16 protein-coding genes are annotated in these 19,634 nt (G+C 70.6%); 3 read left to right on the top strand and 13 right to left on the bottom strand.

Annotated features, from left to right (window positions below):
- Positions 1-44: 44 nt before the first annotated feature.
- Complete coding sequence (locus N798_RS03715; protein ID WP_156971599.1) at positions 45-1,217, top strand: hypothetical protein; 1,173 nt, start codon at positions 45-47, stop codon at positions 1,215-1,217.
- A gap of 275 nt (positions 1,218-1,492) precedes the next feature.
- On the opposite strand, the gene N798_RS03710 is transcribed toward N798_RS03715, so the two are convergent.
- From N798_RS03710 to N798_RS03680, 8 genes are all read right to left on the bottom strand, one after another.
- Positions 1,493-2,935: a DNA cytosine methyltransferase gene (locus N798_RS03710; RefSeq protein WP_052116877.1), complete on the bottom strand. Its 1,443-nt coding sequence runs from the start codon at positions 2,933-2,935 to the stop codon at positions 1,493-1,495.
- 166 nt (positions 2,936-3,101) lie between these two features.
- Positions 3,102-3,527: a very short patch repair endonuclease gene (locus N798_RS18960; RefSeq protein ID WP_084100069.1), complete on the bottom strand. Its 426-nt coding sequence runs from the start codon at positions 3,525-3,527 to the stop codon at positions 3,102-3,104.
- A 554-nt stretch (positions 3,528-4,081) separates the two neighbouring features.
- Positions 4,082-5,401, bottom strand: a complete 1,320-nt coding sequence (locus N798_RS03705; protein ID WP_052116876.1) for an RNA polymerase sigma factor — start codon at positions 5,399-5,401, stop codon at positions 4,082-4,084.
- A gap of 23 nt (positions 5,402-5,424) precedes the next feature.
- The gene (locus N798_RS03700) at positions 5,425-5,772 is read right to left on the bottom strand and encodes a YciI family protein (protein WP_229708858.1); all 348 of its coding nucleotides are present in this window, start codon (positions 5,770-5,772) and stop codon (positions 5,425-5,427) included.
- A 209-nt stretch (positions 5,773-5,981) separates the two neighbouring features.
- Entirely contained in the window at positions 5,982-6,881 is a 900-nt protein-coding gene (locus N798_RS03695) for a right-handed parallel beta-helix repeat-containing protein (RefSeq protein ID WP_035946368.1), read from the bottom strand.
- 152 nt (positions 6,882-7,033) lie between these two features.
- Entirely contained in the window at positions 7,034-7,681 is a 648-nt protein-coding gene (locus N798_RS03690; RefSeq protein ID WP_156971598.1) for a response regulator, read from the bottom strand.
- Complete coding sequence (locus N798_RS17195; RefSeq protein WP_156971597.1) at positions 7,678-9,759, bottom strand: sensor histidine kinase; 2,082 nt, start codon at positions 9,757-9,759, stop codon at positions 7,678-7,680. The genes N798_RS03690 and N798_RS17195 overlap by 4 nt, the downstream gene beginning before the upstream one ends.
- A 30-nt stretch (positions 9,760-9,789) precedes the next feature.
- Positions 9,790-10,584, bottom strand: coding sequence for a hypothetical protein (locus N798_RS03680; RefSeq protein WP_035946367.1), 795 nt, complete (start codon positions 10,582-10,584; stop codon positions 9,790-9,792).
- Between the two features lie 209 nt (positions 10,585-10,793).
- On the opposite strand from N798_RS03680, the gene N798_RS03675 reads away from it, so the two are divergent.
- Positions 10,794-11,969, top strand: a complete 1,176-nt coding sequence (locus N798_RS03675; protein ID WP_035946365.1) for an FAD-dependent oxidoreductase — start codon at positions 10,794-10,796, stop codon at positions 11,967-11,969.
- A 92-nt stretch (positions 11,970-12,061) separates the two neighbouring features.
- Here N798_RS03675 and N798_RS03670 read toward each other — a convergent pair whose 3' ends face one another.
- The gene (locus N798_RS03670; RefSeq protein WP_035946363.1) at positions 12,062-13,474 is read right to left on the bottom strand and encodes an FAD-binding oxidoreductase; all 1,413 of its coding nucleotides are present in this window, start codon (positions 13,472-13,474) and stop codon (positions 12,062-12,064) included.
- Between the two features lie 103 nt (positions 13,475-13,577).
- On the bottom strand, positions 13,578-14,000 hold the full coding sequence (locus N798_RS03665) for a Rid family hydrolase (protein ID WP_052116874.1): 423 nt from the start codon (positions 13,998-14,000) through the stop codon (positions 13,578-13,580).
- 218 nt (positions 14,001-14,218) lie between these two features.
- Between N798_RS03665 and N798_RS03660 the strand changes: the two genes are divergently transcribed.
- Positions 14,219-15,361 carry a helix-turn-helix transcriptional regulator gene (locus N798_RS03660; protein ID WP_035946361.1) on the top strand — a complete coding sequence of 381 codons (1,143 nt, stop codon included), beginning with the start codon at positions 14,219-14,221 and terminating at the stop codon, positions 15,359-15,361.
- Between the two features lie 88 nt (positions 15,362-15,449).
- On the opposite strand, the gene N798_RS03655 is transcribed toward N798_RS03660, so the two are convergent.
- From N798_RS03655 to N798_RS03645, 3 genes are read right to left on the bottom strand one after another with little or no spacing between them, the layout of a single operon-like run.
- Positions 15,450-16,400, bottom strand: coding sequence for a glycoside hydrolase family 130 protein (locus N798_RS03655; protein ID WP_035946359.1), 951 nt, complete (start codon positions 16,398-16,400; stop codon positions 15,450-15,452).
- Positions 16,375-17,379 (bottom strand): glycosyltransferase family 4 protein, encoded by a 1,005-nt coding sequence (locus N798_RS03650; RefSeq protein ID WP_035946358.1) that lies wholly within the window; start codon positions 17,377-17,379, stop codon positions 16,375-16,377. Before N798_RS03650 ends, N798_RS03655 begins: the two co-directional genes overlap by 26 nt.
- On the bottom strand, positions 17,376-19,631 hold the full coding sequence (locus N798_RS03645) for a glycosyltransferase (RefSeq protein ID WP_035946357.1): 2,256 nt from the start codon (positions 19,629-19,631) through the stop codon (positions 17,376-17,378). Before N798_RS03645 ends, N798_RS03650 begins: the two co-directional genes overlap by 4 nt.
- Positions 19,632-19,634: the final 3 nt, after the last annotated feature.

Here is a 19,634-nt window from a genome sequence, read left to right as displayed (position 1 = left end):
GTGGGGTGGAGGAACTGACACTCATGGCCTTGTAGCCTGCAGAAATGGCCGACGCTCACTCAACCGCCCAGGCTCGCCGGCGCATCGCAATTGAGGCGCTCGGTCGCGAGCTTAACAGTGACCCGACGTCTGCTTCCGGCGCTTTGGCATCCATGTTGTCCCAGTCTCGGCCGATGATGGTCAGTGCCGACATAGACGGGCTGGTTTCTGCTGCAATGCTCGGCTCGGTCGCCCCAAACTACGAGGTCGTCGCCTTCTCTGTGGCCTCGGCCCAATGGCTGGTTCACCCATCGCTAGCGTCAGTTGTTCCTGACGACCTCTTCGGTGTGGACCTCTTCTCGGTGCAGCACGACAACGTAAGCAATCACATTGTGCAGTGGGGTCAGCGCAAACTGCAGGTACCCGAAGTGCTTACTGCCCTCAAAGAGTGGGATCAACTTATCGATCAGGCCGCAAGTGAGCGGCTCATGGCCGTTCCTTCCCTATGGGCCAAGACGCAGGCCGGCTACGAGGACGCCACGAAGGCAGACTCTGCCGCCTACAAGTACCCCTTTGGAACGGCACAGATCCTCTTGGCAATGCTCGAGGTGACCAACAACGCGCCGAAGTTCTTTGACCGGACATACTTGCCGTGGCTCGTTGCCAACTGCGATGGAGGCGTTAGCACATATGCGAAATATGCGAACAATGCTCGGATATGGTGGCCTGTGATGGCAGGCGCAGTTGGCCCCGGCAGCCTGACTGAACAAGTGTTCCGGCTGGTCGACACCATGCGTCCGCACGACTTCCTGGATGCAGTGCACCGCCTCGAGCGAGAGCGGCAGGCGAGCGGCGAGGCGCGGCGGCTGAACGATAAGTGGAATCTGGCGAGCGTCACCCGCGAAGGGCTGCAGAACACCCTTCGGTGGCTCACCGAACTCACTGGCTGGCGCGACTGCGTGCGGGGCGGCCTCGAGGGCCTCGAGGATTGGAAGATATTGCCGCTGAGCGGCAGCGCACAGATTTACTACGGCGGTTCGACGCCGAGCGACAAGGCGTTTGCAGCAAACCCCCATTGGGTGAAGGTCAAGGACGATCCCGCCAAGGCTGCTCAGCTCATTGGCGCCGCAGAGACAGCCCTCAATGCGAACTTTTATGTAGGCGGTCAGTCCGGATCGCGATTCAATTGGGTCGGGCCTTGGGAGACGACTCCGTTGGAGAACGCGGGCCTATGGTAAGCCAATGTTCTCAAGGAGTATTCGAAGCAAGAGCAACTTTGAGAATGAACGATTCCGCAACATTGTTTTCATGATGTTTTCGTCGGGCTTCAGATGTGTCCGTGGAAGTGCTAGGCCACGCCGACGCCACGAAGACGCTTCCGTCTGAACGTAGCTGGTCGACGGCGACCGAACCCATAGCGATGACCTCCCTTGGCGCCTGGTGCACCGGAGGCTACTGGAAGCCATAAGTACTCCGCCCTCGCCGTCGCAGAACGGTGGCGACGAGGCCGCCTTTATCCGGCCAGATCCTCAGCTCGAGTCTGGCGCACTTGGTTTTCAGCCTCAGTCGCTGCCGAGGAAAGGACACTCTTCATCGGGTTGAGGGGTGCCCCCAACACGCTGTTCACCAACGCACTCGGGAGGTCGGCGGCATTTTGGGCTACGTGTGTGCGAAGAACGTGCCATGCCGCGCCGACAGCCACTCCGTTGCCAACCTGCTTGTACGACGCTTGGTCCCGCTGACCGCCGAACGTGAAGTCGCTGCCGAAGCCTTGGAGCCGCGCCGCCTCGTGAGGCGTCAGGCGCCTGCGGCGTCGTCCCACGATGGACGTCTGAGTGATGGCGACGAGTGCGGGCAGGTAGGTGGGTGCCTTCGCCCGAAGCCCGGAGGGCCGAAGGTGCATCACTGTGTCCCACAGGGACGCGGTGTCCTGCGCCTGCCACTCGAGCTTTCGGCGAGAGTCCGGGAAGCTGGAGAAGGACGGGTTGGCCTTCTTCCATGCCTTGATGACGTCCCGGTGGTCGTCGAAGAACCGGGCGTTCTTGATGAGGATGTCGGACTTCCACTTAGGCAGCGCCTCGAGCTCGACCGGGTCCAAGGCGCGTTCGGGGATCCACGCGTCGGCCCACAGCGGAAACCCGGGGAGGCGAACGCCGTGGGCCGCCCACATGCGCTGGACGAGGTCATCCCAGACGTTGATCCAGTGAGTCTCGTCGGAGGTGAGCATGTACTTGCTCAGGTTCAGGATGGAGTCGTCCTTGTCGAGAACCCACTCGACGTCCCAGTCATGGACGTTCCAGCCGTTCACGGGGCCTCGGACCACCGTCGGAGCGACGTCGACCTCAGTCATGGCCCGCTCCATCCCGACATACGTCCCAAGGATGAAGACCCGGTCGCGCACCTGAGGCGTGCCACCCATGGACGGTGGCAGGAAGTGTGGTGAGAAGACCGATGGCGTCGCTGAGACCCGGTACCCCAGCTCACGCAGGGTCTGGATAATGACGTCCCACTCGTGCCGATGACGAGGGCCGGCGAGGTTGCGCACATTCTCCAGCAGCACGACGGACGGCCGTCGTTCCTCGAGGATGCGCGCGATGTTCCAGAACAGCGTTCCCCGCGCCTCGTCCATCCCGCGCTGGTAGCCCGACTTCGAGAAGGGCTGGCAGGGAAAGCCGGCCGCCAAGACATCATGATCCGGGACCTCAACGGGTCCGTCCTCCGGGGTGGCGGAGGTGATGTCCGTATTCACCAGGGGCCAACGCGTTTCCGGAAGGGGCTCCACCCAGTTCCGCAGGTAGGTCTGACGTGCCTCACGGTCGATCTCCGAGACGTAGACACACTCTCCACCAGCGTGCGACAGCATGGCGTGGAAGCCACCGATGCCGGCAAAGAGGTCGACGAACCTGAACGCGGCAGGGCCGGCGTTCGTCTTCGAGGAACCTTGCGCCGACGTCATGTTAGCTAGCTTATCAGCTAAGTGGGATTCTTGCCGAGTTTGACTGTGCGAGTTGAGTTTCAGTGCAGGCTGAAGCCACTCCTGTGTCGTCATGCTGGTCCTTCGAGAGATGCCAGGCCTGATCATGAAGACCGTCGGCGATGGGCAGAATCGTGGACTCAGCCCATCACTTGGCTCTGACAGTCGGTTCGAGTACCCGGCGCGCGACACCTAGAGGGTCGTCACGAACCTCGCACTCCCAGATCCTCAACACAGTCCAGCCACACTCACGCGCCAACCGGGAGGCTCGCTCGTCCCGCTCCGCGTTCCGACGCATCTTCTCTGCCCAGAGCTCCGCGTTCGGACCAGACCACGGCGTCTTCCGCCCGTGCTCCGGACACCCGTGCCAGAAGCACCCATCCACGAAGACGGCGACGTTGCGTCGAGGAAGGACGAAGTCCGGTGTACACCCTTTGGCGATGCGGGGATGGAGGCGAAACCGCCCTCCAGCGGCATGTACCGCCTTGCGCAGAAGCACCTCAGGCGCGGTGCTCTCCTTCCGCCGCCCGGCCAGATGAGACCCGGCGCGGGTGCTGACCCACCGCTCCGCCATCACCCCAACCTACGACGCTTGCGAGGAGCGCTGCCATCCCTCTGCGGGCGAGCTAGATTTGAGCACATGAGTGACGAGTGTCGACACGGGATGAACCCCGACTGGTGCTCTACGTGCCGGGGCCACGACGAGGGTGCTTTCGGTGGTGGACGCGGCACCGCCCTGCATGGCGGCCAGGTCAAGCAGGACCAGTTGGACCGCCTGTGCCGACAGCTTGGGATTCCGACTGTGAGGGTCGGCGTCGGCAGCAGCCTTCCTTCTCACGTCTTTGAGGAGGCAGCCCGCCAATGCGGTGTGCCTCGTGGGTCCATGCCCGAGATCGGCGAGGCGCTTGCCGCTAGAGCGGGTCTCTCCTGGACAGCGGACTGCGACAGTCGAGGCACTGTCAGCGGTGGCGGCTCCACCGTCACTCGGGAGGGTCTCGACGTGATCAACAGGGCCGTCGCCGTGCTCCTTCGTCGCACGTAACGGTCCGGCGCAGTGCCATTCGACTGCAACCCCCAAGCCTTGCCGGCGTGCGAGCGCCGTGGCCAGCTCGACGGGCAACCTGCTGCTCATCTACGAGCGGCCGAGCCCATCCCGCCGCTCGAGTCCTGAGCAGCTGACACCAAGTTGTCGCCGGCGCGGCGGGTGAGGACTGCACGTTCGCTTTGGTTGTCGGTGAGCGCGGCGGCCGCAGCGAACGCTTCGGCGGCCTCGGCGTGCAGCCCGCCCCGTTCGAGGAACTCACCGCGCACACTCGGAACCAGTGGCGACCGACCCAGAGCGCCCTCGTCCACCGCAGCGAGCACGGCCAGTCCAGCGTCCGGTCCAAACGCCCGCCCGTGCGCGACGGCCCGGTTCACCTCGACGACGGCACCTGGCGCCGCCTCGGCCACCACGTCGTAGAGCGCCGCGATCCGGCGCCAGTTCGTGTCCTCGGCCCTTGCGGCACGGGCATGTTCGGCGGCGATCGAGGCCTGGAGGAAGTATTTCCCGACGGGCACACCACGTGCCGCGAGCGCCTCGGCCTGAGCCAACGCCCCCAGCCCTCGACGGATGAGCAACCCATCCCAGCGACCTCGGTCCTGCGCCTCCAGCAGTACCGGCGCCCCGTCCTCATCCACCCGCGCACCCAGCCGCGAGCCCTGGATCTCCACCAACGCCTGGAGTCCGAGCACCTCCACCTCGCCCGGTGCCAGGGCAGTGAGCATCCGGGCGAGCCGCATCCCCTCGTGAGCGAGTTCGGGCCGCATCCAGTCCGCCCCGGAGGTGGCGGAGTAACCCTCGTTGAAGATCAGGTAGATCACCGCCATGACGTCGTCGAGACGCGCGGTCCGCTCAGAACCCGTCGGCAGCTCGAGCTCCACCCCGGCCGTGACCAGCGTCCTCTTCGCCCGCGAGATGCGCTGCCCCATCGACGAATCGCTGACCATGAAGCCGCGCGCGATCTCCGCCGTGGTGAGCCCGCCGACGAGTCGCAGCGTCAGCGCCGCCCGCGACTCCGGCGTCAGCGCCGGGTGGCAGGACAGGAAGATGAGGCGAAGGACGTCGTCCTCGATCGAGTCCACCTGGTCGTCAAGGTCGGGCACCGCCGCCTCCTCTCCACCGAGAGCGTGTTCGAGCTCGGCCGTCTTGCGACGCATGGTGTCGGCGCGCCGGAAGTGGTCGATTCCCCGCCGCTTCGCCACGGCCATGAGCCACGCCCCCGGGTTCTCGGGGACACCACCCGAAGCCCACTGCTCCAGAGCGGCAACCAAGGCGTCCTGCGCCAGGTCCTCCGCGAGATCGAGGTCCCGGGTCATCCGGGTGAGGGCCCCGACGAGGCGGGCCGACTCGGCCCGCCACGTCGCGACGATGGCCTCGTTGAGACCGTCCGTGGTGTCTGCCGGCACACGGACAGCCTAGACACCGAGGCTCAGTCGGCGGCCGCGTCCGGGCCCTCAGAGATCTGGCGCAGGGTCGCCACGACGGTGACCTCCGGCCAGTGCTCGGCGTGCAGCTCGGCGAACTTCTGCTGGTCGGCCACGGCGTCCTCGACGCTCGGGTACTCCAGGAGCGACCAGCCACCGACGACCTCCTTTGCCTCGGCGTAGGGCCCGTCGACGCGGCTCAACTCGCCCTTGCGGACGACGAAGTTGACGGCGTCCTCGGTGCCGTAGAGGCCGCCTCCGTCGAGGAAGACCCCCGACGCGGCTCGCTCGCCGATGTAGCTGTCCATCGCCTCGAACAGCGACTGCGGCGGCATCCCGATGCCTTCTTCCATCCTCACGAATCCCATGAAGCGCGGCATTGCGATCTCTCCTCTGCTGTGACGGTGTGGTGCTTCGTGCACGTACGTCGAACGGCCCCTCGCGTCTTCGACATCGAGTCCCGGACATTTTTCCGAGCCCTTCCACGCAAGGTCATCACAACGGCTGGAGGCCTGCACTCGAGGGTGCAGGCCTCCAGCCGACACGCTTCCGGAGCACTGGCTCAGGGAGCCCCGCAGGTGACTCCCAGACACTGGGCCGCCTCACCGTTGCCTGCTGCCTTGTTGCCGCCGCCGTCGGCGACCCCAGCCAGACCACGAATCCCGTACTGACCGTTCGACGTCGCCAGGTTCCTCGTCACCGTGGCATTCGAGGCCTCGATGCCGTCGCCACCATTGGACGTGGTCGTGTTCTGGCTGATCACCGAACCCGACGAGTCGGCGGACGTGCGGATGCCGTCGTCCCAGCTGCCGCTGACCTGGTTCTGCGAGAACGTCGTCGCGACCGCACCCCCGAATGCGCTGACGCCAACCGACCGCGTCCCCGTCACGACGTTGCGCGAGACGGTGTTGTTGCTCGAGAAGTCGGCGACCATGATCCCGAAGGTGTTGTCCGAGACCGTGTTCTGCGTAACGAGGCTGCCGGTCGACAGGCCGAGCCGAATGGCATCGCGGCCGTTGAGCGACGACGTGTTCTTCTCGATGACGTGCCGTCCACCACCGGCCAGGTTGACTCCCTGGTCGTTCGACGCGGCCGTCACCTTCGAGACGCGGCCGTCCCACGCCTCGTTGAGCACGACACCCGACTGCCAGCCCGTGACGGTGCCTCTCGTGATCGTCACTCTCAGACGCTGGGTAACCCGCACACCCGCGAACGGAGTCGCATAGGCGCCCGGTCCACTCACGGTGAATCCGTTGAGGTCGAGCACGACACCGTCAGCGGCGACGATGAGCCCGTCGCTGGTGCCATCGCACACGAGGTCGTGCGTGAGCACCGTGCTGGTCGTGATCACCGATCCGCACGCGAGCGTGTCGGCCGAGGCGGGTCCGGCGGTGGCCAGGGCCCCTCCGATCGTGAGCGGCAGGGAGGCGGCGAGGGCGAGGAGTCGAGCGCGTCGGTTCATGGTCAGTCCTCTCGCGTCCCGGGACAGACGGGCTGCCTGGACGAGCCCGGGCGCACCTAACCAGTGTTGCGACGAGCGCTGCCTCGAGACGGGCGAACTGGCGAACCCGAAGGTTCATCCGCGCATGGTCCCGAACGCCTAGTCCCGCACTCCTACTCCATCGCTCCCATGCCAGCCCTCCGAGCGCGTTCGACGGCTTCGGCCCGGTCTCGGGCGCCGAGCTTGGTGAGGACGATCGACAGGTGGTTGCGCACTGTCTTGTCCGAGAGGAACAGCGCCTTCGCGATCCGCCGGTTGTCGTACCCCCGCGCCACGAGGTCGAGCACCTCGCGCTCCCGCTCGGTGAGCTGCGGGAAGGCCTCCCGCCCCGACTGCCCCGCCACACCCGAGAACCACGACCCCAACCGATCCGCCACCGCCGGGCTGAACACCGCGCCACCCGACGCCACCGTCCGCACCGCTGACAGCAGGTCGTCGCGCCCACCGCCCTTGACGAAGAACCCGCGCGCACCCGACCGCATCGCCGCGACGACAGCCTCGTCGTCGGCCGACATGGTGATGACGAGCACCCGCGTCCCCGGTGACGTCGCCACGACTTCGCGCGTCGCGTCGACCCCGGACCCGTCCGGCAGGTTGAGGTCCATGAGCACGACGTCGGGTCGCAACGAACCCGCCAGGGCCACCGCGGACGCCACGTCGTGCGCCTCCCCGACCACCTCGATGTCGTCCTCCCCGGCCAGTGCCGCCCGCACCCCGTCGAGGAAGAGCGGGTGGTCGTCCACGAGCAGCAACGTCGTCACGACCCCACCCCCGTCACCGGCAGCACCGCGCGCACGCACGTCCCGCGCCCGACAGCACCGACTCCCACGGCGAACGTCCCACCGAGCTCCTCCGCCCGCCGACGCATCGATGCCAGCCCGACCCCGGCCACCGCTCCATCCCGTATGCCGTCGCCGTCGTCCTCCACGGTCACCTCCAGTCCGCGCCCCGCACCTTCCATACGACCCCCACCTGACAGACGCACCGTCACGTGCCGGGCACCGCTGTGCCGCACGACATTCGCCAAGGCTTCCGTGACGATCCGGTATGCCGCAGCCTCGGCTGCCGGACCGACCTCCGGGAGGTCGACGGTCACCACCGACACCTCGAGTCTCGGCGCACGCACCCGGTCCGCCGCCAGCTCGATCGCGCGACCCAGCCCGAGGTCGTCGACACCCGGAGGCCGCAGTCCTTCGCAGATGTGGCGCACCTCCGCCACGGCCTGCGCCAACCCGGCCTCGGTGGTGTCGAGCAGCCCCGCAGCAGTGGGCTGTTCGACGAGCCGGTGTGCCGACTCCACCTGTAGCCGGACGCCCGCCAGCGTCGCCCCCAACCCGTCGTGGAGCTCGCGGCGCAGCCGCCGCCGCTCCTCCTCGCGCGCGTTGACGAGCGACTCGCGGCTGCGCTGGAGCTCCTGGTGCAGCTGGAGCGCGGCGAGCGCCGGCGCCACCTGGTCGGCCACCCGACGCAGGATCTCCGCATCGCGCGTCCCGACGACCCGCTCACCCGACCGCGGCGCGACCGACAGACGACCCACCACCTCTCCCCGGTGCCGCAGGTCGAACGTCGCCACCCGCGCAGAGTCCCCGCCCACCACCCCGCCCGCGTGCGCGACCTCGCGCGAGTCGCCCTCGACATCCAGCACCACCGACGCCCCGCCGAGCCGGAGCGAGGAGACGACGGAACGGCATACGACGGAGGGGATCTCGGCCACGTCGAGACCGGCGGCCGCGAGGTCCTCACCGAGACGGGAGAGGACGGCATACGGGTCGGCGCGGTCGCCGTAGTAGAGGCGGTCGATGCCGGCCGAGAGCCGCTTCGCCAGGGGCTGGAGCACGAGCCCGGCCGCTCCCGCGGCGACCGCCGCGCTCACCGCCGAGTCGGACCCCAGCAGCCCGCGCAGCACCGCGAGCACCGTCACGAAAAGACCGGCGAGGCAGACCGCGAGGCTCGCCCCGAGCAGCCCGCGGCGCACCGCGAGGTCGGTGTCGTAGAGGCCGTGCCGCGTCACCGCCACCCCGATGGCGAGGGGCAGCAACAAGACGGCGACCATCTGGGCGAGCACGTTCCACGGCGCGGGGATCGCCCCCTGCGCCAGCGTCACGAGCAGCAACAGACCAGCCGGCACGAGCAGAACCCCCACTTGCTGCCGCGCGACGCCGCGAGAGCGGACCAGCCGCAGCCCCAGCGCCACCAGCCCGGCAACCAGCGAAGGAGCGACCAGAGCCGCCCCCGGCACGGTGAGCACCCGAGCCACCGTCTCCGAGGTCACCGGCTTGTCGACCGGCACCCGGCCGGCGAACGGCTCTGGATAGAGCCCGACGCCCACCGTGAGCAGGACGATTCCCACGACCGCTGCCCACGCCGAGACCCTCCAGAACCGACCGGCGAGCAGGCCGTCCGGATAGAGCAGCGGCACGAGGGTGAGCAGCGGGAAGAACCCCGGCACCCAGAGCCACCCCTGCAGCTGCACGAGAACCGGCGTCGCCCACACCGACGCTGGCAGGACGAGCGCCAGCGCGGTGGACAGCCCCGCCAACCCCGCCGCCACACCGCTGACGAGCATGACGCGCGCGAGCACCCGCACGCCGGGAGGCACCTCGGCCAGCGTAATCACCGCCGCGAGCACCGAGAACCCCACTCCCACCGCGGCATCCACCAACACCTGAGGAGCGGGCGACAAGGACCACACGTCCCCGGAGAGCACGATGACCGCCGACGCCACAGACGCGACTACGGCGAGCGCCGGCACGACCACGGACCACGAGAGGGCCGCCGCCGGGACGCCATCCACCCCGCGCCGCCAGAGCGGTCGCGGGGTGGCGACAGGCGCTGTCATGCGCCGAAGTGTAGGCACCGTCGTCCCTGCTCAGGCCCGGTTTCGGGAGAGTCCGAGTCGGGGAGCGACGAGCGCCGCGAGGCCGAGGACCAGAGCCGCGGACGAGAAGACCCAGGACTCCCCGAGCAAGAGCCCGGCGCCGCCGATGAGGGCGCACCCACCGCCCACCCAGACGAACAGGCCGCGAACCGTCGGCACGACCGCACCAGCCAGGGCGAGCACCGTGAGCACGACGGCCACCCAGGCCATGTCGAAGAGGTGCGGGTTCTCCGCGTGGTAGCCGGTCGTCGTGGCGAGCTGCAGCTGGAGCTGGTCCACGGCAAACGGGACGAGGAGGGCGGCCACCGCGAGGGCGAGCGGCGTGAGGACCGGGTCGAGCGAGACCCGCGCCCGCAGCCGGGGCCGAAGGGGCAGCGCCGCCCACAGCAGGGCACCCGTCCCGGCGACGATGGCCAGGAGCGAGCGCGCCCCGCCACCGGCCGAGACCGCGGCCGCGACGAGGCCGGACCCGACGAACGCGAGGTGCAGGTAGCCCGCCGTCGCCGTCGGCCGCACTCCGCGCCACCCGGCCCGGATGAGCGGCACGAGACCGCCGAACCAGAGGGCCGCGAGGAGCAGCCCCTGCCCGGTGAGCTGGTGGAAGCGGTGGTCGGCCTCGGCACCGGTGACGAGCATGCCGGTGATCGAGACGGCGAAGGAGGTGGGGAGTGCGCAGGCGAGCAGCGCGGTGAGGCCGACGGCGGCACGGCGGCCGCGGCCCGGACGGGAGACCTGCACGGCGGCGGTCTCGGCGGACGAGGTGCTGAGGAGCTGGGTCGTTGTCATGGCTCCAACCTCGTGCGCCGGCCGTCCCGGACACATCGTCGAGATGTCCCGACGATGTCCCGGGACGGCACGGTCCTCACGAAGGCGACTCCTGTCCCGCCTTCGTGAGGACCGTGCCGTCCCGACCGCGACTCGACCAGCGCCGCCGCGTCGGGCCTGCCCTTCGCCAACTACGGTCGGAGTCGAGCCCGCAACCGACGGAGGACCGGATGGACCATCACAAGGTGTTGATCGTCGGTGGCGGCAACGCGGGGATCTCGCTGGCCGCACGCTTGCTGCGCGACGGCGCGGACGACGTCGCGATCGTCGAGTCGGAGTCGGTGCACCGCTACCGCCCGATGCTCAACTACGTCGGCGGCGGTGAGGCCACGATGGCCGACCTCGAGCGGCCCGCCGCCACGGTGATGCCGAAGGACGCGACCTGGATCAGGGACCGGGTCGTCTCCTGCGATCCCGCGGCCCCGAGCGTCATCACCCGTGGTGGCCGCACGATCACGTGCACCACGCTCGTCGTCGCCACCGGCCTCGAGGAGGACTGGGCAGCCACCCCCGGTCTGCGGGAGGCGTATGCCGCGGGCTGGGCCGGGTCGACCTTCCTCGTCGAGAGCGCCCCGAAGGTGTGGCCCGCGCTGCGGGACCTCACGAGCGGGCGGGTCGTGTTCTCGATGCCTCCTGAGCCGGCGCCGTGTGCCGCGACGGCGCTCAAGCCGCTCTTCATGGCCTGCGACCACTGGCAGCGGGCCGGCGTGCTCCAGGACCTCGACGTGCACCTCGTCCTGCCCGGGCCCACCCCGATCGGTGTCGCGGAGGGGGACGCGGTCCTCGAGGATGCGCTCACGGCATACGGCGTGCGGGTGCTGCGCGACGCGCGCGTCACGGCGGTCGGCGAGCGCCAGGTGACCGTGAGGTCCGGCAGCAGCACGGTGGTGCTCGACGACCTCGCCTACGCCCACGTCATCCCCAGCTATCGCGCCCCGCAGTGGGTCGCGGAGAGTGACCTGGCCGGCAGCACCGAGGCCGGCCTTGTCGACGTCGACCCGCAGACCCTGCGTCACCGGCGGCACGGCGCGGTGTGGTCCTTGGGCGACGTCGCCGACCTCGGGATCAAGCCCTCGGGTGGTGCCCTGCGCAAGCAGGTCGCGGTGCTCTCACCCAACATCCTCGCGACGGACGGCGACCGGCTCCAGCACTACGACGGCTACACCGTCATGCCGATCACGGTCGCCCGCCACCAGCTGCTGCTCGTGGAGGTCGACCGCGAGGGCCGGCCCGCGCCGACCATTCCCGTGCCCGACCTGGTGCGACCGCGACGGCTGACCTGGGCGGTCGACCGCTACGCGCTGCCGCAGGTCTACTTCAGGCGCATCCTGCGCGGTCGCGTCTGAGCCCGGCGTCACCGAACGACCTGGACGGCACGGCCCTCACGAAGGCGACCCCTGAGCGCCTTCGTGAGGACCGGCCCCTTCCGCACCGGGGCTCAGGCCGGGCGGCGCTCCTGCGGCACGGGGTGGTTCGCGGCGAAGAGCCCGTCCGGGTCGACGGCCGCGCGCACCGCGCGCAGCCGCTCCCACGAACCCCTGTCGTATGCCGTGCTCGCGTCGGTCTCGTTCTCGGCGAAGTTGAGGACGGACCGTCCGTTGGCCCAGGGCCGCAGGGCCTCGACGAGCGCCTGACCGTCCGCCCGACCCTGCTCGGCCATCTCGGGGGTCGCCGCGATGGCGACAAAGAACCCGGCGAACGCGCCCTCGAGGTGCGACAACGCACCGCCGTCGGGGTCGCGTCGGGCCAGGGCACCACCGAGCTGGCGCAGCTCGGCCGCGAGGAGCGACGTCGTCGACCCCGGCCCGACCTCGCCGAGGAACGTCTCGATCGCCTCCTCCGGCAGGGCCTCGAGCACCGTCGTCGCAGCGACACCGGGGGTCGGGCCCTCGGGGTCCATGTGCAGCCGGGTGAGCGACGCCGACGGGACCCGCGCGAACGTGTCCATCTCCGGAGCCAGCGCGCGCAAGGGCGCGAGCAACGCCTCGGCAGAGGCGTCCTCGCTGAGCACGGCACCGTCGATGACGACGAGCTGGCGACCGCTGAGGAAGGGCGGCAGCTCCGGCAGCGGCGGGAAGCTGAGGACCCGCAGCGACGTCGTCACCTCGTCCGGCGCGGTGCGCGTCCACTCCGCCCAGGCCCGCACGACCTCGGGCGCGCGCTCGCGGTCCCAGAGCAGCATCCCGGCGTAGACGTCGGGGATCGGGTGGAGGCGGAACTCGATCGCCGTGACGACCCCAAAGTTGCCGCCGCCGCCGCGCAGCGCCCAGAAGAGCGAGCGGTGCGAGTGCTCGGTGGCCCGGACGAGCGAGCCGTCGGCGGTGACGATCTCGACGGCGGTCACCTGGTTGGTGGCGAGGCCGAGCTTGCGGGCATACCAGCTGAGGCCGCCGCCGAGGGTGTAGCCGCTCACGGCGACGTCGGGCGAGGAGCCGTGCATCGCGGCGAGCCCGTGAGGTGCCGCTGCCTCGACGACGTCCTGCCACAGCGCGCCGCCCTCGACCCGGGCGGTGCGTGCGTCGGGGTCGACCGACACGGCGGACATGCCGTTCGTGCGGATGAGGACGACGTCGTGCAGCGGCTGGTCGGCGAGCGGGCCGGCACCGTGGCCGGTCGCCTGCGCGGCGACGCGCAGCCCCGCGGCTGCGGCGGCTCGCACGAGGTCGACGACGTCCTGCGCGTTGCGGGGGAAGGCCACGGCGGCGGGCCGCTGGTCGACGGCGACGTTCCACGGCATACGGGCGGTGTCGTAGCCGGGGTCGCCGGCGAGGTGGACCGCTCCACCGCAGAGGTCGCGCAGCGACTCGGCGGGCGAGGCGGGCCGGGGGTCGAGGGTGGTCTCGACGGTCATGGTGGTGTCCTTCTCTGGTGGGGGCACACGCGTTCCGGGTGGGGCGCGTGACGGTGTGGGGGTGTGGTGGTGGCGCCGGGACTGAGGAGCGCGAAGACGCCGCTCAGATACCTCGGGCCGGGGACGTGGAGCCGGAGGGCGTGCCGAGGGCGAGGCCGTCGAGGGCGATGAGCATCCCGTCGACCGGCAGCGCCGTGACGCCGACGACGCTGAGGGCAGGGGTCGCCCCGACCTCGGCCAGCCGGTCGGTGAGCGTGTCGAGCACCGAGAGCACCGCGGGCAGGTCGGTGGCGCTGACCCGCAGCTGGGCGAGGTCGTGCGGGTGCAGACCGGCCGCGGTGACCGTCGCCTCCACTCCGGCGAGGGCCAGGGCGAGCTGGGCCGCCGGGTCCTCGGCATGCACGAGCCGGCCCCGGTCGTCGAGGGGGCCGTGCGCGCCGAGCGGCAGGACAGTCGTGGGCGCCACGTGCACCCGGGCGGCGCCGACGCCGACCGTGACGTCGTGCCCGGGGGCGTCCCCGACCACACCACCGGCGCCGCCTCGGACACCTATAGGTGTCCGACCCGATGAAGGGGTGGTGGTGGGGCGGACCTCGGTGCTCGTCATGCCGTCAAAGGTCCCGCCGACCCTCCATCACCCGCCATCCCTCACGACCGGGGACTTCGCGCCCCCCTGTCGTGGGGGTGCCGGCATCCCACTTTTGTGGGATGGTGCGCCGGCGCCGCGCTCGTCACCCTGTGAACATGACCCGCGCCCTGACTGCTGAGCGGGTGCGCAGGGACGTCGAGGTCGTCGCGCGCGCCGGCCTCGACATCGACACCTTCCTCGCCGAGGCGGTGCAGTCGCTGCAGCGCGCCGTCCCGCACGTGGGCGCCTGCCTCGCGACCGTCGACCCGAGCACCGAGCTGCTCACGAGCACGCGCAAGTTCGGCGACCTCCAGGGCCGCGACGAGCACGACCACGAGTGGGGCTCGATCGAGTACGGCAATGTCGAGGAGACCGCCTTCCTCGAGATGTCGCGCACCGGCCTCGCCGCCGCCGGTGTCCACGCGACCCACGGCGACCCCGAGCGCTCGCACCGGATGAGCAGCTTCATGAAGCCGCACTTCGGCTATGGCGACGAGCTGCGCGTCCTCTTCCGCGACGGCGGACAGGTCTGGGGTGGAGCGGCGCTCTTCCGCGAGCCCGACAGCCGGCCCTTCGAGCTCGACGAGGTCGCCTTCGCCGGGTCGCTCTCCGCGGTCTTCGCCGCCGGGATGCGCACCGGGCTGCTCGCCCGCACCGCCACGGCGCCACCGGGCCCGTCCACCGGGCCGACCGTGCTCATCATCGGCGCCGACGACGAGATCCGGCAGACGAGCATGGGCGCCGAGGAACGGCTGCGCGAGCTCGAGAGCCCCACCCACAACGCCCGCTGGACCGCGATCATCAGCTCACTCGTCGCCGCCGCCCGGCGCTACGCACGAGGCGAGACGACGGTCCCGCCGCGCAGCCGGGTCCGTGCCCGCAGCGGCATGTGGCTCGTCCTGCACGCCACCCCGCTGCTCAGCGCCGACGGCTCGAGCGGCGACGTCGTCGTCACCGTCGAGGAGGCTCGCCCGCCCGAGATCGTCCCGCTCGTCGTCGCCGCCTTCGACCTCACCCAGCGCGAGCGCGACGTCACCCAGCTCGTCCTCCAGGGTGTCGACACCAAGGAGATCGCCTCGACGATGCACGTGTCGACCTACACCGTGCAGGACCACCTCAAGTCGGTCTTCGACAAGGCCGACGTCCGCAGCCGCCGCGAGCTCATCGCTCGCATCTACTTCGACCAGTACGTCCCGCGCATGGGCGCCGAGCTCGGCCCGTCGGGCTGGTTCACCTCGACCGCACCGGCGTCGGTCTGACTGCTCCCCGCACAAGCGGGGTATGCCGTCCGCCCACCTCCACGGACCGGGTCACCTGGCGCCTCGACCATCGGGGGCCGGGCTCTGCTCACTCGCAGCGGGAGAGCACGTCCAGGACCTCGGCGAGCGTCGACTCCGCCATGGCGACGACGGAGTCGGCGCCGCCGTAGTAGAGCCGCAGCGTGTCGGTGTGCACGTCGTGCAGCCACCCGCACGGGAAGACGACCCCGGGCACGTCGCCCTGCAGCTCGTAGGGTGCGACCGGCCCGAGGAACCACTCCGGCGCACGTCGCAGCACGTGCCGCGGGTCCTCGAGGTCGAGCAGCGCCAGCCCGACCCGGTAGAGCTGCCCGGCGACGGTGTCGCGCACCCCGTGGTAGGCGACGAGCCACCCGTGCGGGGTCTCGATCGGCGGCGGCCCCATGCCGATGCGAGCGCTGTCCCACATGCCTGCCCGCGCCTGGAAGACCGGCTCCGGCGCGAGCCACCCGTGCAGGTCGGTCGACCGCGACATCCACACGTCGGCGTGGTTGCCGAGCACCGTGCGCGGCCGGTGGAACAGCACGAAGTGGTCGCCGACGCGTCGTGGCAGGAGGGCGGCATTCTTGTCCTCGGGCGGGCAGACGACGCCGATTCGCTCGACCGTGCGGAAGTCCTCCGTCGTCGCCAGCGCCACCGCCGGCCCCGTCGGCCCGTATGCCGTGTAGGCCAGCACCCAGCAGCCGAGCTCGTCGACCCGGGTCACCCGCGGGTCCTCGACCCCCCACGCCTCGGCCGGGTGCTCGTGCGAGGGGTGGACCAGCGGCTCGGGGTCGATGACCCAGCCGCTGAGCCCGTCGTCGGAGCGGGCCACGCTGAGGTGGCTGTGACCCTCGAAGTCCTCGACCCGGCATACGAGGACCGTCTGGCCGTCGACGAAGGCGGCGGCCGGGTTGAACACCGCGTTGACCGGATAGGGCCAGTCCGCTGCCGTGAGCAGCGGGTTGCCCACTGCCCTGCGGAAGATCCTCTGCTCACCCGGATGCCACGACGCGGGCATAGACCTCACGGTAGTCCCGCACCATCCGCGCCGCACCGAATCGGGCGACCGCGCGCTCGCGGCACCCGCTGCGGTCCAGGCGGGCAGCACGGTCCACGGCCCTGACGGCTTCGTCCACCGTCGAGACGAGGCACCCCGTCACCCCCTCGTCGACGACCTCCGGCATCGAGCCCCGGCGGAACGCGACGACCGGTGTGCCGCAGACCATGGACTCGACGACCGACAGGCCGAACGGCTCGTCGAAGGCGACCGGGTGCAGCAGCACCGCTGCCTCGCCGAGCACCCGCGCCCTCTCGGCCGGGCCGACCGGTCCGAGGAAGACGACCTGCTCGTCGTCGACGTGTGGAGCGACCTCGGTCTCGAAGTAGTCCCGGTCGTGGACGATCCCGCAGATCACGAGCCGGCGGCCGGTGCGCCGGGCGATCGCGATGGCCTCGGCGGTCCCCTTGTCGGGATGGATCCGGCCGAAGGAGACGAGGCCGTCACCCCCGGGTCCGGCAGGCAGCAGGGCGACGTCGACGCCGTGGTGGACGGTGGCGAGGTAGTCGAGCCCGGGAGCCCTGTCGGCATCGGAGATCGAGACGTAGGCGGACCGCGCGCGTCGGTAGGCGGGCAGGATGCCGGACGCCGAGAACCCGTGGATCGTCGTCACCATTGGCGCGGCGAAGGCGTGCGAGAAGGCGAGCGGCAGCCAGTCGAGGTGGTTGTGCACGACGTCGAACTCGCCCGAGCGCTCGAGGACGTGGGCGACGTGCAGGGCCTCCCAGACCCGCCCGTCGAGGTCCGGGTCCTCGGCGTAGCCGTGGGGGACGACGGCGTCGAGGACCGCTCGGGTGAGCGAGTCCCCTGTGGCGAAGAGCGTGACGTCGTCGCCGGCCTCGACCAGCCCGTCGGCGAGCACACCGACCACCTGCTCCCAGGGGCCGTAGTGCTCTGGCGGTGTGCGCCAGGCGACCGGGCCGAGGAGCGCGACCCTCATCCCGAGCCGGTCGGCAGGAGGTCCACGGAGTCGAGCGCGAGCCAGGCCTGGAGGTGCGCGAGCGTCGACTCCGCTCCCATGTTGGGGTTGAGACCGTGGGGTCCGACACCGTCATGGCAGCCGCCGTCGACCGCGTCGACGAGCACCTGCCCCCAGCGGTTGCGGCCGTGGAACCACGCGAAGGCACGGCGGGCTTGGCGGGCGTGGACCGGCGAGCCGGTCGCCCGGTAGGCGGCGACGCAGGCCTCGACGAGGGCCGCGGCCTCCAGCGGCTGCTCGTCTCCCTCGTCCCACGCCTTGCTGCGAGCGAGGGTCGGGAGGTCCGCCGGTGCGGATCCACGCCTGCGCCAACGGTTCCCGACGGTGACGACGACTCCGGAGTCCACCGCGCACTGGCCGGCATACCACTCCAGCGCGGCGAGTCCGAGCCTCAGCTGCTCCGCGTCGCGCTGCGCCGACCCGGCACACACCAGCGCCTGGGGCAGCCTGGCGTTGTCATAGGTCAGCGTGTCCTCGAACCACGTCCAGTCCTCGGTGGCGGTGGTGCGCAGGAGGTCCGCGAGGTCGTCCGAGAGCCGTCGGAGCAGGCGACGAGCACTGTCGCCGAGGTGGTGGCGAGGCAGCGCGCTGAGCCCGAGGACGGCATACGCGGCGGTTCGCGGATGCAGGGGCTCGAGTCCGGAGGCGACGAGCTCGCCCAGCAGCTCCCTGCTCCGCGCGGCGGTCTCGCCGCGGCCGGACCCGACCGACCCGAGCGCCCACACGGCACGCCCGACGTGGTCGCCCGTGTGCGGCTCGTCCAGCCACCGGCCGTCGGCGTCGGCGAAGTTGTGCAGGCTGCCCGGCGTCGCGTCCCGGGCGTCAGCGAGGAAGCCGAGGCTGCGCGCCACGGTTCGCGACAGCGTGTCGGCGTCATCGTGTCCACGTCGGACGAGACCGTCGGCGACGATCGCGAGACGCGCCACGTCGTCGACGCAGTAGCCGGTCGAGCGGTCCGGCTCGGTGCCGACGGCGTGCTGCACGATGCCGCCCTCGTCGACGAGGCGCTCGAGGTGCGTGAGTGGTGGCGCCGGAACCGGCTCGCGCGCAGGCGAGGTGGCTGCCGCGAGCACCTTGAGCGTCTCGCGGCCGACCTCAGGCCACGTGAGCTGGCTGCCGGTCCGGTATGCCGTCCGCTCGGCCTCCGCGAGCGCGTTCCGGTCCGCGAGCAGGTCGGCCACGGCCTGTCCCATGGCCTCGTGGTCGTCGAAGCCGACGAGCCTCCCGGCACCGTCGGAGAGCAGCTCGGTGGCATAGAAGTAGGGCGTCGACACCACGGGGCAGCCCGCGACGAGGGCGAAGGTGAGCACCCCCGACACCACCTGCTCCTCGTGGCGGTAGGGCGTGATGAAGACCTCGGTGCGGTCAAGGAGGGAGCGGATCTCGTCGTCGGCGAGGTAGCGGTCGACGAAGAGCACGTGGTCCTCGAGGCGGAGCTCCGAGACGAGGTGTCGCAGGTCCTCGCGGTGCCGCTCCCCCTCGCGCCGGACGACCTCCGGGTGGGTCCGGCCGGCGATGACGTAGAGCACGTCGGGGTGGGCGTCGACGACGGTCCGGAGGCCGCGGACGGCGACGTCGAGCCCCTTGCTCGGCGACAGCAGGCCGAACGTCGAGAGGACCCGACGACCGCTGTGGGGTGCCAGCTCGGGCAGTCCGGGTCCCGGGCCGGGGGTGTCGCGGCGACCGGCCGGCGAGGGCCGGAGCGGCTCGGGGGCGCCGTGGGTCAGCACCGCCACCCGGTTCCACTCGACCAGCCCGCTGCGCACGAGCTGGTCGCGGGCGAGCGCCGTGAAGACGGTGACCTGTGAAGCGCGGGCGACGACCCGCTGGAGGACCTCGCGCTGGCTCGGGCTCGGGTCGAGGAGGAGCGTGTGGAGGGTGACGACATGGGGAACGGCGAGGTGGTCGAGGAGGTCCACGAGGTGGCTGCCACTCTCGCCGCCGAAGATGCCGAACTCGTGCTCGACGAGGACCACGTCGACCGCGCTCTCGTCGAGGCGGCGGGCGGCCGCGGCGTAGTCGCCCCGTGCGTGCTGGCGCAGGGTGAAGAGGACCTCACCACCGGTGGAGGGCGACGCGTCGTCGTCGAGGACCGGCACGACGAGCACCTCCGCCGAGGAGTCGGCCTCGAGCATGGCGCGGCGCAGGTCGGTCGTGAAGGTGGCGAGTCCGCAGTGGCGGGGCGGGTAGGTCGAGAGGATCGCGATGCGCACGGG

The sequence above is a fragment of the Knoellia flava TL1 genome (assembly GCF_000768675.1).
GTDB lineage: Bacteria > Actinomycetota > Actinomycetes > Actinomycetales > Dermatophilaceae > Knoellia > Knoellia flava.
This window is presented reverse-complemented; position numbering and strand designations above follow the sequence as displayed.